Genomic DNA, 13359 nt, shown 5'->3' with positions numbered 1-13359 from the left:
GGAAATACGCCCTCGAACGCTGCCGAACGGGCAGGCAAGGATGTCCTTCCCGGACACCCCGCCGGTTAGTGATTACTGGGCCGGCAGGTCTCCTGACTGATGCGTCATCGCCACGCTCCGGCCTTCCCGGACGCGGTCCAGTGGCAGTGGGGAGCAGGCTCGGCATCTACAGTTGCGGGGGCAGTTCCGATTGACGCGGCATACCGCGCTTCGGATTCCCTATTAGTCCCGTTCGGGAACCGGCGCGGTATGGTAGTTGATTAGGGCGAGGCGATACAGCCCGAGGGGCGCCCAGTCAGAGACGAATATCCTCGGGGCCCCGGATCAGCGCTTCAATTCGCGTGCCTGTGGCGCGCTCTTCGTTGCTGAAACCGTCGTAGTCCGCCAGGTTGGCGAAGCGGATGCCGGTCAATTGTTCGATCTGGATCACGCTCCGCTGGTAGGTCCTGACCTGGCCGAACATCAGGTCGAGCTGACCCAGTTCGCGGCTTTGGTCGATCATATAGGCACTGGCAGAGGGTTTGCCGTCATCGCTGAGGTAGGCCACCACTTTCCAGAACGCCTTGGGGATTTTGATACCTCGGTAGACGCGGTCATCGTCGGCGAACACCGGGCCGCTGAACACCGTTGCCCGGGCTTTCCAACGTTGCGTGTTATTGAGGATGTAGTCTTCCAGTTCCAGCCAGGTCTTCTGGTTGAACCCGCTCATCTGCGGCGAGCAGTTGGTGAAATGAAAGGTGTCGAGGTTGGCTGTTTTTGCCTCGTCGCCCCAGTTGGGGTCCTGGCGCCGTACCAGGTGGCCGCGATCCAGGCCATTGTTGGTGTAGAGCGCTTCGCCTACCTGCGCGCTGATCGGCAGGCGACCATCGTAGGCCCAGGTGTCGTTGCTGCGGATTATCTCCACATGCTGCCCGCCGTCGATATTAACCCCCACGTAAAGCGCCAGTCGTCGGGAACGGGACATCGTCACCGAGAAATGCGTGTAGTCCAGCCGCAGCGGTTGTACGTCATCCGCCAATGCTTCATCGGCGGTGGGCCAGGGCACCACGAAGCTGCTGAGAAAGTCTGCTGCATAGCCGCGCCGGTCCTTTAGATCCTTGGCGGCGGTGACACGGGGCGTCGCCGCCCGGGCCTCCATCAGCATGGGGGTGGTCGCGATCAACGGGCGCAGATCGGCGAGTCTTGGGCGGTGCGCAAGGTCGATTTTGGCTTTACGGGCTGGCATGGGTAAGTCCTCCTTGGATAAACACGACTGCAACATGGATTGATGACAATTGATGACACGGGGTAACGCTGGGGGGCTATCCTCAAACGGTTACCGGAGCTACACCATATGCCAACAGGGAGCCAGCCAATGTGTGATCGCCACCACCGCAACCCGATTTTCTGCCTGATTCCGCCGTATATGCTCGACCAGATCGCGCGTCACGGTGATAAGGCCCAGCGCGACATCGCGCTGCGCACCCGCGCCAAGGACAGCACGTTCCGTTCGCTGCGCATGGTCGCAGTGCCCGCCAAGGGGCCGGCCCACATGGCCCTGGTGATGGGCGCCGGCAAACGGCGCTCGATCTACAGCGCCGAAGGCACCGACAGCCTGCCGGGCAAGCTGATCCGCGGTGAAGGCCAGCCCGCCAGTGGCGACGCCGCCGTGGACGAAGCCTATGACGGCTTGGGCGCCACGTTCGATTTTTTCGAAGAGGTGTTCGACCGCAACTCCATCGACGACGCCGGCATGGCGCTGGATGCCACCGTGCACTTTGGCCAGAACTATAACAATGCGTTCTGGAACTCGACCCAGATGGTGTTTGGTGATGGCGATGACCAGTTATTCAATCGCTTCACGGTGGCCCTCGATGTGATTGGCCATGAATTGGCCCATGGCGTCACCGAGGACGAAGCCAAGCTGATGTATTTCAATCAGTCCGGTGCCTTGAACGAGTCGCTGTCGGACGTGTTCGGCTCACTGATCAAACAGTATGCGTTGAAGCAAACGGCCCAGGACGCCGACTGGTTGATCGGCAAAGGGCTGTTCACCAAGAAGATCAAAGGCACCGCTCTGCGTTCGATGAAGGCCCCGGGTACGGCGTTCGATGACAAGCTGCTGGGCAAGGACCCCCAGCCAGGGCATATGGATGATTTTGTCCAGACCTACGAGGACAATGGCGGGGTGCATATCAATTCCGGCATTCCCAACCATGCGTTCTATCAAGTGGCGACGAAGATAGGTGGGTTTGCCTGGGAGCGCGCTGGGCGCATCTGGTATGACGCGCTGCGCGATGCGCGGTTGCGGCCGAACTCGGGTTTTTTGCGTTTCGCGCGTATAACCTACGATATCGCCGGCCGTCTCTACGGCGCGAACAAGGAGGAGCACAAGGCGGTCAAGGAGGGCTGGAAAGCGGTTGGCATTAACGTTTGACGTGAGGAACAACCATGCAAATTTCGATCAAGGAAAACGGCGGGCCGGCGTTTTTTCCGGGTTTGGCCAAGCCTCGTACGGTGGAGTTGAACACGTTGCCCGAGCCGGACCAGCAAGAGTTGCGGCAGCTGATCGAGGCTTCAAACTTCTTTCAGTTGCCGCAGAGCACCACGCCAGAGCCCGGAGATCCGGGCCAGGTGCACTACACCCTGACCGTGAAGGAAGGCCAGCAGGAACATACGGTGTGCGTGCTCGCGCCGGTGAAGTCGCAGGCGCTGGATGGGCTGGTGCAGTGTGTGCGCCGGCATATCCGCAGTTGAGGTCACCCCAGCAGTTCCTTCACCTTGGTAATGATCTTGTCGATGTTGAACGGCTTGTCCAGCACCGCATCGAACAGGTCCGAGCGCTGCATGCCGATATGGGCCTGCGCGCCGCTGATCAGGATAATCGGCAGGTGCTTGACGGTCGGCAGCGCGCGCACCGTTTCGGCGAACTCCTCACCGTCCATCACCGGCATCATGAAATCGGTGATGATCAGCGACGGCCGTTCTCGCTCCAGCACCTCCAGCGCCTTTTTCCCATTGCCAGCTGTGACGACCATGAACCCCTCATCTTCCAGTGCATAGGCAAGGATATCGGCGATCAAGTACTCGTCATCGACGACCAGGATGGTGGCCATGTCAATTCAACCTACCCAAAGACTTAAAAAGCTGAACCAGGCAGCGCTGAATTGGATGCAACTGAGGGGGCATTTCTTGAGACCTTTCTTAAGTCAACGGCTTGGTCACGGATCACCACCTCCAATAATGAGGGGTCATAAAAGCTGTCTCTGACCTTAAGAATGGAAAGCGTCCTTCTAAGTTCAGACTGAATCTCGAAGAAACGCATAAGCATGAGGTTGTCGGCAATGCTCGACAGTTCAGATGCGGGTGAAGTGACCTCCGCTCCGAACAGATCATGCATCTCCCACGTGGCAAACACCGTGACGCCCCTGGCGCGCAGTTCGTTCATCAGTGCGCTGTAGAAATCGGTGATCCGCGCCGGGTTGTTGGAGACGCGGGTCATGCCGCTCAAGCTGTCGATGAACAGGCGCTTGATGCCCTTTTCCTCGACCAGGCGCAGCAATCGCGCACCCAGCCCGTCCAGCAGGCCTTCGGTGGTGGGCTGCCAGGCGATGGTCAGTGCGCCACTGTCTTCCATCTCCTGGATATCGATGCCCAGGGATTGGCCTTTGAGCCGCAGGCGCTGAGGGCTTTCGTAGAAGCCGAAGTGCAGGCCGGGAGCGTCTACCGTCGATTCCGAGAGGAACTTGAGGCCCAGGGTGGTCTTGCCAATGCCCGACGGCCCCATGACCAGGGTCACGCTGGAACTGTGCAGCCCACCGCCGAGGATGCCGTCCAACGAGCCGATACCGCTGGCGATGCGCGTCAGGTCGGCGCTGTCGGGCGCGGACGGCCGGCCATAGAGGCTTTCCAGGCGTGGGTACACCACCAGGCCGTCGTCGTTGATTTCACACTCGTGCAGGCCGGTGAGCGCGCCGCTGCCGCGGGTCTTGCGCAACTGGATACGGCGCACAGAACGGGTGCCGAACAGTTCCTCGCCCATTTCGATCACGCCATCGACCATGGTGTGCTCGGGGCTGCCGTCATCCAGGCGTGAGCTGGTGAGGAACAGCACCGTGCAACCGGCGAAGGCGGCATGCCCTTGCAGTTCGGAAATGAATTTTTTCGTGTCGATCGGCGAGTCGGCCTTGGAACGCGCGTTCAACAAGCCGTCCACCACCATGACGGTGGCCCTCTGCCTGCTGATCTCACGCCTGAGCAGCTTGACCACTTCGTCGAGGCCTTCGTTTTCCAGGGTGTCGAAGGCGCTGACAAACTGGATTTCGGCGCCGACACGGGAGGCGTCAAAAAAGCTCAGTGTAGAGAGGAACTGGAAAAGGCGGTCGTGGGATTCCGCCAACAGCGTGGCAACCAGGACTCGGCCGCCATTACGCGCGTGATGAAACCCCAGCTGGTTGGCAAGGATGGTTTTACCTGAGCCGGGGCGGCCCTGAATGATATAGGACGCCCCAGACACCAGCCCGCCCTTGAGCAGAGCGTCCAGCCCTTCGATTCCGCTTTGAAGGCGATTTAGCTTTTCCACAGTGCGATCCTGACCCTAAAAACATGCTGTTAAGCCGAGTGGACAGAATGCTAACGCCATTTGTTCACTGCTGCTACTTGCGATCCAGCCACACGGTCTGTGCATTGCAGAATTCGCGTACGCCAAAATGCGACAACTCGCGCCCAAACCCGCTCTTCTTCACGCCGCCAAACGCCACCCGAGGGTCGGACACGCTGAACGCGTTGACGAAGATCCCGCCGGTTTCCAACTGGTTGGCGATGTTGCGGGCCTTGGCCGGGTCGGTGGTGAAGATGCTGGCGGTGAGGCCGAACTCGCTGTCATTGGCCAGGGCTACGGCATGGTCGGCGTCGCGAGCGGTGATGATCGAGGCCACGGGGCCAAACAGTTCCTGTTTGAATGAGGTCATCTGGTCGGTGACGTCGGCCAGTACGGTCGGCTCATAGTAGTTGGCGGCGCCGGCCACTTTGTGGCCACCCAGCAGCAGGGTGGCGCCTTCTTCCAGGGTGGCCTGGACCTGGCCGTGCAGCTCGTCGCGCAGGTCGAAGCGTGCCATCGGGCCGACGTAGGTGCTGGCCGAGGTAGGGTCGCCCATTACCAGCGCGCGGCTGGCTTCGACGAACTTGACGGTGAAGGCGTCCACCACACCGGCTTCGATGATCAGGCGCTTGGCGGCGGCGCAGACCTGGCCGCTGTTCTGGAAGCGGCCGATCACGGCGGCCTGCACGGCGGCGTCGAGGTCGGCGTCGTTGAGCACGATGAACGGGTCGGAGCCACCCAGTTCCAGCACGCATTTTTTCAGCGCGGCGCCGGCCTGGGAGCCGATGGCCATGCCGGCGCGTACGCTGCCGGTGAGGGTGACGGCGGCGATGCGCGGGTCGGCGATGGCCTTGGATACGCCGTCCTGTGTCACGTTGATGACTTCGAACAGGCCTTCAGCGAAACCGGCTTTCTGCAACGCCGCTTTCATCAGGTAGGCGCTGCCCATTACGTTCGGCGCGTGTTTGAGCACGTAGGTGTTGCCGGCGAGCAGGGTCGGCACGGCGCCGCGCAGTACTTGCCACACCGGGAAGTTCCACGGCATCACGGCGAGGATCGGGCCCAGCGGGCGGTATTCGATCTGGGCGCTGCCGTTGTCCACCAAGGTGGGTTCCGGGGCCAGCATGGCCGGGCCCTGGGCGGCGTACCACTCGCTGAGCTGGGCGCATTTTTCGATTTCGGCACGGGCCTGGGTGATGGGCTTGCCCATTTCCAGGGTGATCATCTGCGCCATCTCTTCGGCCTGATCGCGCAGGGCGCCGGCCAGGGCCAGCAGCAATTCGGCACGCTGGCTGACCGGCTGGCGGCGCCAGGTGCGGAAGGCTGCGGTAGCACGGTCGAGGGCGGCATCCAGCTGCGCGGCGGTTTCGTAGGGGTAGCTGCCGACGGTTTCGCCGGTGGCGGGGTTGATCGACAGGGCGTGGGTCTGGGGAGAAATAGCGTTCATGGCACCGTCCGGCTGAATGAGTGGAATGGGTTCAGCCTACGGGGATGCATGTTTTCTGGAAACTGAATAATATTGAGCAATACATTCACGATTGGAGAATGATTTGGATTTGGTGCAGCTGGAAATCTTCAAGGCCGTTGCCGAGCAAGGCAGCATCAGCGCCGCCGCGCAGTTGATTCATCGGGTGCCGTCGAACCTGACCACGCGCATCAAGCAACTGGAGCAGGATTTGGGCGTGGAGTTGTTTATCCGCGAGAAGAGTCGCCTGCGGCTGTCGCCCGCCGGGTGGAATTTTCTCGGCTATGCGCGGCGTATTCTCGACCTGGTCCAGGAGGCCCGCGCGACGGTGGCGGGGGAGGAGCCCCAGGGCGCGTTTGCCCTCGGTTCCCTGGAAAGCACGGCGGCGGTGCGGATCCCGGCGCTGCTCGCGGCCTATAACCAGAAGCACACTAAGGTCGAGCTGGACCTGAGCACCGGGCCTTCAGGCACGATGATCGAGGGTGTGTTGTCGGGGCGGCTGGCGGCGGCGTTTGTGGACGGACCGGTATTGCATGCCACCCTGGAAGGCGTGGCGGTGTTCGAGGAGGAGATGGTGGTGATTGCGCCGCTGCACCACGCGCCGATCACGCGAGGGCAGGATGTGAACGGGGAGAGCATCTATACCTTTCGCTCCAACTGTTCCTACCGGCACCATTTCGAGCGCTGGTTCGCACAGGACGGCGCGGTGCCGGGGAGGATCTTCGAGATGGAGTCCTACCACGGCATGCTCGCCTGCGTCAGCGCCGGGGCCGGCCTGGCGCTGATGCCACGCAGCATGCTCGAAAGCATGCCGGGGTTTACCACGGTGAGCGTGTGGCCGCTGACGGACAGTTTTCGCACCTTGCATACCTGGCTGATCTGGCGCCGTGGCACGGTGTCGCAGAGTTTGAACAGCTTCGTCAAGCTACTGGAGGAGTGCGCTCTTCAAAACTCCGCGCCTCCCACATTTTGATCGCTATCAGCCGCCGAACTGGAAGGTGCCCATGGCCAATTTGGCCATGATCGCGGTCGCGCCCAACTGCACCAGCCACAACGCCAGGCCGCCCAGGAACACACCCAACGCCACTTGCAGCACCAGGCTTTTCTGGCGCTTGGCTTGTGGCGCGCGCGGGGTGAAATGCTCCTGGTCGTCGGGGTCGGCGTGCAGGTTCAGGTCGTCGTTTTTCATAGGGCTCTCATAACAAAAGGGCAATCGCTGCTCAGTCTAGGGGAGCAGGGGCTTTTCCGACAGGCATTAAAAAGGGAAGCCACGGCTTCCCTTCGTATAACGCCGTCAGGCTTATAGAACCTGAACAATTGCCTTTGTTACCGCAGCAATGTTCGACTGGTTCAAGGCCGCCACACAGATACGCCCGGTATCCAGCGCGTAGATACCAAACTCGCTGCGCAGGCGGGTGACTTGCTCAACGGTCAGGCCGGAGTAGGAGAACATCCCGCGCTGGCGACCGACGAAGCTGAAGTCGTGGCCAGGAGCAGCCTTGGCCAGCTCGGCAACCATCTGCTCACGCATGCCACGGATGCGCAGGCGCATCTCGGCCAGCTCGGCTTCCCACTGGGCGCGCAGCTCAGGGCTGTTCAGCACTGCGGCAACAATCGCTGCGCCATGGGTTGGCGGGTTGGAGTAGTTGGTGCGGATCACGCGCTTGACCTGGGACAGGATGCGCGCACTTTCTTCCTTGGAGTCGCCGACGATGGACAGTGCGCCCACACGCTCGCCGTACAGGGAGAACGACTTGGAGAACGAGCTGGAGACAAAGAAGGTCAGGCCCGATTCGGCGAACAGGCGCACGGCTGCGGCGTCTTCGTGGATACCGTCGCCAAAGCCCTGGTAGGCCATGTCGAGGAACGGCACCAGATTCTTGGCCTTGACCACGTCCAGTACTTGTTGCCAGTCGGCCGGGCTCAGGTCGACGCCGGTCGGGTTATGGCAGCAGGCGTGCAGCACCACGATGGACTGGGGCGGCAGGGCGTTGAGGTCTTCGAGCAGGCCGGCGCGGTTCACGTCGTGGGTGGCGGCGTCGTAGTAGCGGTAGTTCTGCACCGGGAAGCCCGCGGTTTCGAACAGGGCGCGGTGGTTTTCCCAGCTTGGGTCGCTGATGGCGACGACGGCGTCGGGCAGCAGCTGCTTGAGGAAGTCAGCACCGATCTTCAGGGCGCCGGTGCCGCCAACGGCCTGCACGGTCACGACGCGGCCAGCTTCGAGCAGGGGCGATTCGGTGCCGAACAGCAGGGTTTGCACGGCCTTGTCGTAGGCCGCGATGCCGTCGATCGGCAAGTAGCCACGGGCGGCGTGTTGCGCCACGCGAATGGCTTCCGCTTCGGCAACGGCACGCAAGAGTGGAATCTTCCCCTCCTCGTTGCAATAAACGCCCACGCCAAGGTTGACCTTGGTGGTTCGTGTGTCGGCGTTGAATGCTTCGTTGAGGCCCAGGATTGGATCGCGTGGTGCCATTTCGACAGCGGAGAACAGGCTCATTTTGCGGCGGCTCTATGGGGGAAGGGAGGGACGTGTCGCGCTCCAGCCGAATGCACTAGAGCGGTGCACAAACGGGGAGCTAGTATAGAGGCCATCACGGCTGAGGGCGACAACCGAAACGGCTTTTCGGCCAAGTTTTTCGGTTTATTTGCCGACCGTTAGTCTTATTGCAACATTGGTCAATGACGGCAGGCGGGACGATTGCCTTGAAACCCGTCACATTCGCCACCACTTCTACAGCTATCATGGTTTTTTCCTACGATCCGCTCTGAAACTTCGCGGGTTGTGGTCTTTTTCGTCCCCGACGGGTTTACAGTCTGGGGTGACTTCAAGAGGTACGTTATGTCGGATTTCCAACTAGTCACCCGCTTTGAACCTGCCGGCGACCAGCCCGAGGCCATTCGCCAGATGGTCGAAGGCATCGAGGCCGGCCTGGCGCACCAGACGCTGCTCGGGGTGACCGGTTCGGGCAAGACGTTCAGCATCGCCAACGTGATTGCGCAGATCAACCGCCCCACGCTGGTGTTGGCCCCGAACAAGACCCTGGCCGCGCAGTTGTATGGCGAGTTCAAGGCGTTCTTCCCGAACAACGCGGTGGAGTACTTCGTTTCTTACTACGACTACTACCAGCCCGAAGCGTATGTGCCGTCCTCCGATACCTTTATCGAGAAGGATGCGTCGATCAACGACCATATCGAGCAGATGCGGCTGTCGGCGACCAAGGCATTGCTGGAGCGCAAGGACGCGATCATCGTCACCACGGTGTCGTGCATCTATGGCCTGGGCAGCCCGGAAACCTATTTGAAGATGGTGCTGCACGTCGACCGCGGCGACAAACTCGACCAGCGCGAGCTGCTGCGCCGCCTGACCAGCCTGCAGTACACGCGCAACGACATGGATTTTGCCCGCGCCACCTTCCGCGTGCGTGGCGATGTGATCGACATCTACCCGGCCGAATCCGACCTGGAGGCGATCCGCATCGAGCTGTTTGACGATGAAGTCGAGAGCCTGTCGGCCTTCGACCCGTTGACCGGCGAGGTGATCCGCAAGCTGCCGCGCTTCACCTTCTATCCGAAAAGCCACTATGTGACCCCGCGCGAAACCCTGATGGGCGCCATCGAGGGCATCAAGGTCGAGCTGGCCGAGCGCCTGGAGTACCTGCGCGCCAACAACAAGCTGGTGGAGGCCCAGCGCCTGGAGCAGCGCACGCGCTTTGATCTGGAGATGATCCTCGAGCTGGGCTACTGCAACGGCATCGAAAACTACTCGCGCTACCTCTCGGGCCGTGACTCCGGCGCGCCGCCGCCGACCCTCTACGACTACCTGCCCGACGACGCACTGCTGGTGATCGACGAATCTCACGTCAGCGTGCCGCAAGTGGGCGCCATGTATAAGGGCGACCGCTCGCGTAAGGAAACCCTGGTGGAGTACGGCTTCCGCCTGCCTTCGGCGCTGGACAACCGGCCGATGCGCTTCGACGAGTGGGAAGCCATCAGCCCGCAGACCATCTTTGTGTCGGCCACGCCGGGCAACTACGAGGCCGAGCATGCCGGCCGTGTGATCGAGCAACTGGTGCGGCCGACCGGTCTGGTCGATCCGGAAATCGAAATTCGCCCGGCGCTGACCCAGGTTGATGACCTGTTGTCGGAGATCCATAAGCGTGTGGCCCTGGAGGAGCGGGTGCTGGTCACCACGCTGACCAAGCGCATGTCCGAAGACTTGACCGATTACCTCGCCGACCACGGCGTGCGGGTGCGCTACCTGCACTCGGACATCGACACCGTGGAGCGCGTGGAAATCATCCGCGACCTGCGCCTGGGCACCTTTGATGTGCTGGTGGGCATCAACCTGCTGCGCGAAGGCCTGGACATGCCGGAAGTGTCGCTGGTAGCGATCCTCGATGCGGACAAGGAGGGGTTCCTGCGCTCCGAACGCTCGCTGATCCAGACCATCGGCCGCGCAGCCCGAAACCTCAATGGCCGGGCGATTCTCTACGCGGATCGCATCACCGGCTCCATGGAACGGGCGATTGGCGAGACGCAACGCCGTCGCGACAAGCAAATTGCCTTCAACCTGGAAAACGGCATTACGCCTAAAGGCGTGTTCAAGGACGTTGCCGACATCATGGAAGGCGCCACCGTGCCGGGCTCGCGCAGCAAGAAGCGCAAGGGCATGGCCAAGGCTGCCGAGGAAAGCGCCAAGTACGAGAACGAACTGCGCTCGCCGAGTGAGATCACCAAGCGGATTCGCCAGTTGGAAGAGAAGATGTATCAGCTGGCGCGGGATCTGGAGTTTGAGGCGGCGGCGCAGACCCGCGATGAAATTGGCAAGTTGCGTGAGCGCCTGCTGGCGGTTTGATTGGCGGTGACTTGACCGGCCTCATCGGGGGCAAGCCCCCTCCCACACTTTGATTGGCGAACACCGTCAAATGTGGGAGGGGCGGTGCGACGATTCGACTTGCCCCCGATGGCTGCCCTCGGTTTTCCAGAAATCACCCAGGCTGTTACCATTCGCCCCTTGTTTCAATTTCAGTTACATCGCCCATTCGAGACCTGCCATGACCACCGTCCGCACGCGCATCGCGCCATCGCCTACTGGGGATCCCCACGTCGGCACTGCCTACATCGCCTTGTTCAACTACTGCTTTGCCAAGCAGCACGGCGGTGAATTCATCCTGCGGATCGAAGACACCGATCAACTGCGCTCCACCCGCGAGTCGGAACAGCAGATTTTCGATGCTTTGCGCTGGTTGGGCATCACCTGGGCCGAAGGCCCGGACGTCGGCGGTCCGCACGGCCCGTATCGCCAGAGCGAGCGCAGCGACATCTACAAGCAGTACACCCAGCAACTGGTCGACATGGGCCATGCGTTCCCATGCTTCTGCACCGCTGAAGAACTCGACCAGATGCGCGCCGAGCAACAGGCCCGTGGCGAAACCCCGCGCTACGATGGCCGCGCGTTGCTGCTGTCGAAAGAGGAAGTGGCTGCCCGCCTGGCCGCCGGTGAACCTCACGTTATCCGCATGAAAGTGCCGAGCGAAGGCGTGTGCGTGGTGCCGGACATGCTGCGCGGTGATGTCGAGATCCCGTGGGACCGCATGGACATGCAGGTGTTGATGAAGACCGATGGCCTGCCGACGTACTTCCTGGCCAACGTGGTCGACGACCACCTGATGGGCATCACCCACGTGCTGCGCGGCGAAGAGTGGCTGCCGTCGGCGCCGAAGCTGATCCTGCTTTACGAGTACTTCGGTTGGGAACAGCCGCAGCTGTGCTACATGCCGCTGCTGCGCAACCCGGACAAGAGCAAGCTGTCCAAGCGCAAGAACCCCACATCGGTGACGTTCTACGAGCGCATGGGCTTCATGCCGGAAGCGATGCTCAACTACCTGGGCCGCATGGGCTGGTCGATGCCGGACGAGCGCGAGAAGTTCTCGCTGCAGGAAATGGTCGACAACTTCGACCTGTCCCGCGTATCGCTGGGTGGGCCTATCTTCGATATCGAGAAACTGTCGTGGCTCAATGGCCAGTGGCTGCGTGATCTGCCGGTGGAAGAATTCGCCAGCCGCGTGCAGCAATGGGCGCTGAACCCTGAATACATGATGAAGATCGCGCCGTTGGTGCAGGGCAGGGTGGAGACGTTCAGCCAGGTCGCACCGTTGGCCAGCTTCTTCTTTGCCGGTGGCGTGAACCCGGATGCCAAGTTGTTCGAATCCAAGAAGCTCTCGGCTGACCAGGTTCGCCAACTGATGCAGTTGATCCTGTGGAAGCTGGAAAGCCTGCGCCAGTGGGAGAAGGATGCGATCACCGCGACGATCCAGGCGGTAGTTGAATCCCTGGAGCTGAAATTGCGCGATGCCATGCCGCTGATGTTTGCTGCGATCACCGGGCAGGCCAGTTCGGTCTCTGTGCTGGATGCGATGGAAATTCTTGGCCCGGACCTGACGCGTTTCCGCCTGCGCCAAGCCCTTGATTTGCTTGGTGGTGTATCGAAGAAAGAAAACAAAGAGTGGGAAAAGCTGTTGGGCGCTATCGCTTAAACAGTCCGTTGCAGCGACGAAACCCAGGTTTTCCGGGGTTTCGTCGGTAAGTGATTGTTATCCTGGCAAAAAACTTTGAAAAATGTTGAAAATAAATTTGACACGTTTCCAAACCGCCATTAAGATTCGCCCCGTCCTCACCGATGAGGGGCTATAGCTCAGCTGGGAGAGCGCTTGCATGGCATGCAAGAGGTCAACGGTTCGATCCCGTTTAGCTCCACCAATTTACAGGTTCAAGGTCTGGCCACACCGTCTTTGAATCGATCAGCTCTCAGCGCTGATCAGGTGTACAGAAGGTTTTGTCCCCTTCGTCTAGTGGCCTAGGACACCGCCCTTTCACGGCGGTAACAGGGGTTCGAGTCCCCTAGGGGACGCCAGTTTCAACAAGCAGTTCGAAAGGTCTGCTGCGCCGCGAGGCGAAAAATCCGGGGCTATAGCTCAGCTGGGAGAGCGCTTGCATGGCATGCAAGAGGTCAACGGTTCGATCCCGTTTAGCTCCACCAATTTACAGGTTCAAGGTCCGGCCACACCGTCCTTGAATCAGATCAGTTCTCAGCACTGATCAGGTGTATAGAAGGTTTGTGTCCCCTTCGTCTAGTGGCCTAGGACACCGCCCTTTCACGGCGGTAACAGGGGTTCGAGTCCCCTAGGGGACGCCACGATTACCCGCTTTGCGGGATTTTTAAGGGTCATTCAATTATTGAATGGCCCTTTTGTTTGTCTGGCGTTTGGCCAATTCTCTCTTCCATTCCCTTTTTTGTGCTGACCAGTGGTCATGT

The 13359-nt window shown here is 60.8% G+C and carries 11 protein-coding genes, 4 tRNA genes and 1 riboswitch; of the genes, 9 read left to right on the top strand and 6 right to left on the bottom strand.

Going from position 1 to position 13359, the window contains the following annotated elements:
- Positions 1–64 precede the first annotated feature (64 nt).
- Positions 65–259: riboswitch (cobalamin riboswitch) on the bottom strand.
- Positions 260–295: 36 nt separating this feature from the next.
- Positions 296–1225, bottom strand: a complete 930-nt coding sequence (locus FBY10_RS11960; protein WP_145336322.1) for a DNA/RNA non-specific endonuclease — start codon at positions 1223–1225, stop codon at positions 296–298.
- Positions 1226–1354: 129 nt separating this feature from the next.
- Between FBY10_RS11960 and FBY10_RS11955 the strand changes: the two genes are divergently transcribed.
- Together FBY10_RS11955 and FBY10_RS11950 are read left to right on the top strand one after the other, a co-directional pair.
- Positions 1355–2416 (top strand): M4 family metallopeptidase, encoded by a 1062-nt coding sequence (locus FBY10_RS11955; protein ID WP_131699749.1) that lies wholly within the window; start codon positions 1355–1357, stop codon positions 2414–2416.
- A gap of 14 nt (positions 2417–2430) precedes the next feature.
- The gene (locus FBY10_RS11950; protein ID WP_131699748.1) at positions 2431–2736 is read left to right on the top strand and encodes a protealysin inhibitor emfourin; all 306 of its coding nucleotides are present in this window, start codon (positions 2431–2433) and stop codon (positions 2734–2736) included.
- 2 nt (positions 2737–2738) lie between these two features.
- On the opposite strand, the gene FBY10_RS11945 is transcribed toward FBY10_RS11950, so the two are convergent.
- The 3 genes from FBY10_RS11945 to FBY10_RS11935 form a co-directional block, all read right to left on the bottom strand.
- Entirely contained in the window at positions 2739–3095 is a 357-nt protein-coding gene (locus FBY10_RS11945; protein WP_131699747.1) for a response regulator, read from the bottom strand.
- A 23-nt stretch (positions 3096–3118) separates the two neighbouring features.
- Complete coding sequence (locus FBY10_RS11940) at positions 3119–4561, bottom strand: ATPase domain-containing protein (protein ID WP_145336320.1); 1443 nt, start codon at positions 4559–4561, stop codon at positions 3119–3121.
- Between the two features lie 73 nt (positions 4562–4634).
- Entirely contained in the window at positions 4635–6026 is a 1392-nt protein-coding gene (locus tag FBY10_RS11935; protein ID WP_145336318.1) for an aldehyde dehydrogenase family protein, read from the bottom strand.
- 103 nt (positions 6027–6129) lie between these two features.
- Between FBY10_RS11935 and FBY10_RS11930 the strand changes: the two genes are divergently transcribed.
- Complete coding sequence (locus FBY10_RS11930) at positions 6130–7017, top strand: LysR family transcriptional regulator (protein ID WP_145336316.1); 888 nt, start codon at positions 6130–6132, stop codon at positions 7015–7017.
- Positions 7018–7023: 6 nt separating this feature from the next.
- Here the strand turns inward: FBY10_RS11930 and FBY10_RS11925 are convergent, their stop codons facing one another.
- Together FBY10_RS11925 and FBY10_RS11920 are read right to left on the bottom strand one after the other, a co-directional pair.
- Positions 7024–7233, bottom strand: a complete 210-nt coding sequence (locus FBY10_RS11925; RefSeq protein ID WP_074847327.1) for a hypothetical protein — start codon at positions 7231–7233, stop codon at positions 7024–7026.
- 111 nt (positions 7234–7344) lie between these two features.
- The gene (locus tag FBY10_RS11920; RefSeq protein WP_145336314.1) at positions 7345–8541 is read right to left on the bottom strand and encodes an amino acid aminotransferase; all 1197 of its coding nucleotides are present in this window, start codon (positions 8539–8541) and stop codon (positions 7345–7347) included.
- 342 nt (positions 8542–8883) lie between these two features.
- Between FBY10_RS11920 and uvrB the strand changes: the two genes are divergently transcribed.
- The 6 genes from uvrB to FBY10_RS11890 all read left to right on the top strand — a co-directional run bounded on the left by uvrB (position 8884) and on the right by FBY10_RS11890 (position 13239).
- Complete coding sequence (gene uvrB / locus FBY10_RS11915) at positions 8884–10899, top strand: excinuclease ABC subunit UvrB (protein WP_131699742.1); 2016 nt, start codon at positions 8884–8886, stop codon at positions 10897–10899.
- Between the two features lie 199 nt (positions 10900–11098).
- On the top strand, positions 11099–12580 hold the full coding sequence (gltX, locus tag FBY10_RS11910) for a glutamate--tRNA ligase (RefSeq protein WP_046068947.1): 1482 nt from the start codon (positions 11099–11101) through the stop codon (positions 12578–12580).
- 147 nt (positions 12581–12727) lie between these two features.
- Positions 12728–12803, top strand: a tRNA-Ala gene (locus FBY10_RS11905).
- 78 nt (positions 12804–12881) lie between these two features.
- Positions 12882–12957, top strand: a tRNA-Glu gene (locus tag FBY10_RS11900).
- Between the two features lie 50 nt (positions 12958–13007).
- Positions 13008–13083, top strand: a tRNA-Ala gene (locus tag FBY10_RS11895).
- 80 nt (positions 13084–13163) lie between these two features.
- A tRNA-Glu gene (locus tag FBY10_RS11890) sits at positions 13164–13239 on the top strand.
- Positions 13240–13359: the final 120 nt, after the last annotated feature.

This window comes from Pseudomonas sp. SJZ103 (assembly GCF_007828335.1).
Classification (GTDB): Bacteria; Pseudomonadota; Gammaproteobacteria; order Pseudomonadales; family Pseudomonadaceae; genus Aquipseudomonas.
This window is presented reverse-complemented; position numbering and strand designations above follow the sequence as displayed.

Coding starts and splice junctions, on each gene's coding strand:
- FBY10_RS11960 (WP_145336322.1), bottom strand. CDS start 1,225: ATGCCAGCCCGTAAAGCCAAAATCGACCTTGCGCACCGCCCAAGACTC.
- FBY10_RS11955 (WP_131699749.1), top strand. CDS start 1,355: ATGTGTGATCGCCACCACCGCAACCCGATTTTCTGCCTGATTCCGCCG.
- FBY10_RS11950 (WP_131699748.1), top strand. CDS start 2,431: ATGCAAATTTCGATCAAGGAAAACGGCGGGCCGGCGTTTTTTCCGGGT.
- FBY10_RS11945 (WP_131699747.1), bottom strand. CDS start 3,095: ATGGCCACCATCCTGGTCGTCGATGACGAGTACTTGATCGCCGATATC.
- FBY10_RS11935 (WP_145336318.1), bottom strand. CDS start 6,026: ATGAACGCTATTTCTCCCCAGACCCACGCCCTGTCGATCAACCCCGCC.
- FBY10_RS11925 (WP_074847327.1), bottom strand. CDS start 7,233: ATGAAAAACGACGACCTGAACCTGCACGCCGACCCCGACGACCAGGAG.
- FBY10_RS11920 (WP_145336314.1), bottom strand. CDS start 8,541: ATGAGCCTGTTCTCCGCTGTCGAAATGGCACCACGCGATCCAATCCTG.
- uvrB (WP_131699742.1), top strand. CDS start 8,884: ATGTCGGATTTCCAACTAGTCACCCGCTTTGAACCTGCCGGCGACCAG.
- gltX (WP_046068947.1), top strand. CDS start 11,099: ATGACCACCGTCCGCACGCGCATCGCGCCATCGCCTACTGGGGATCCC.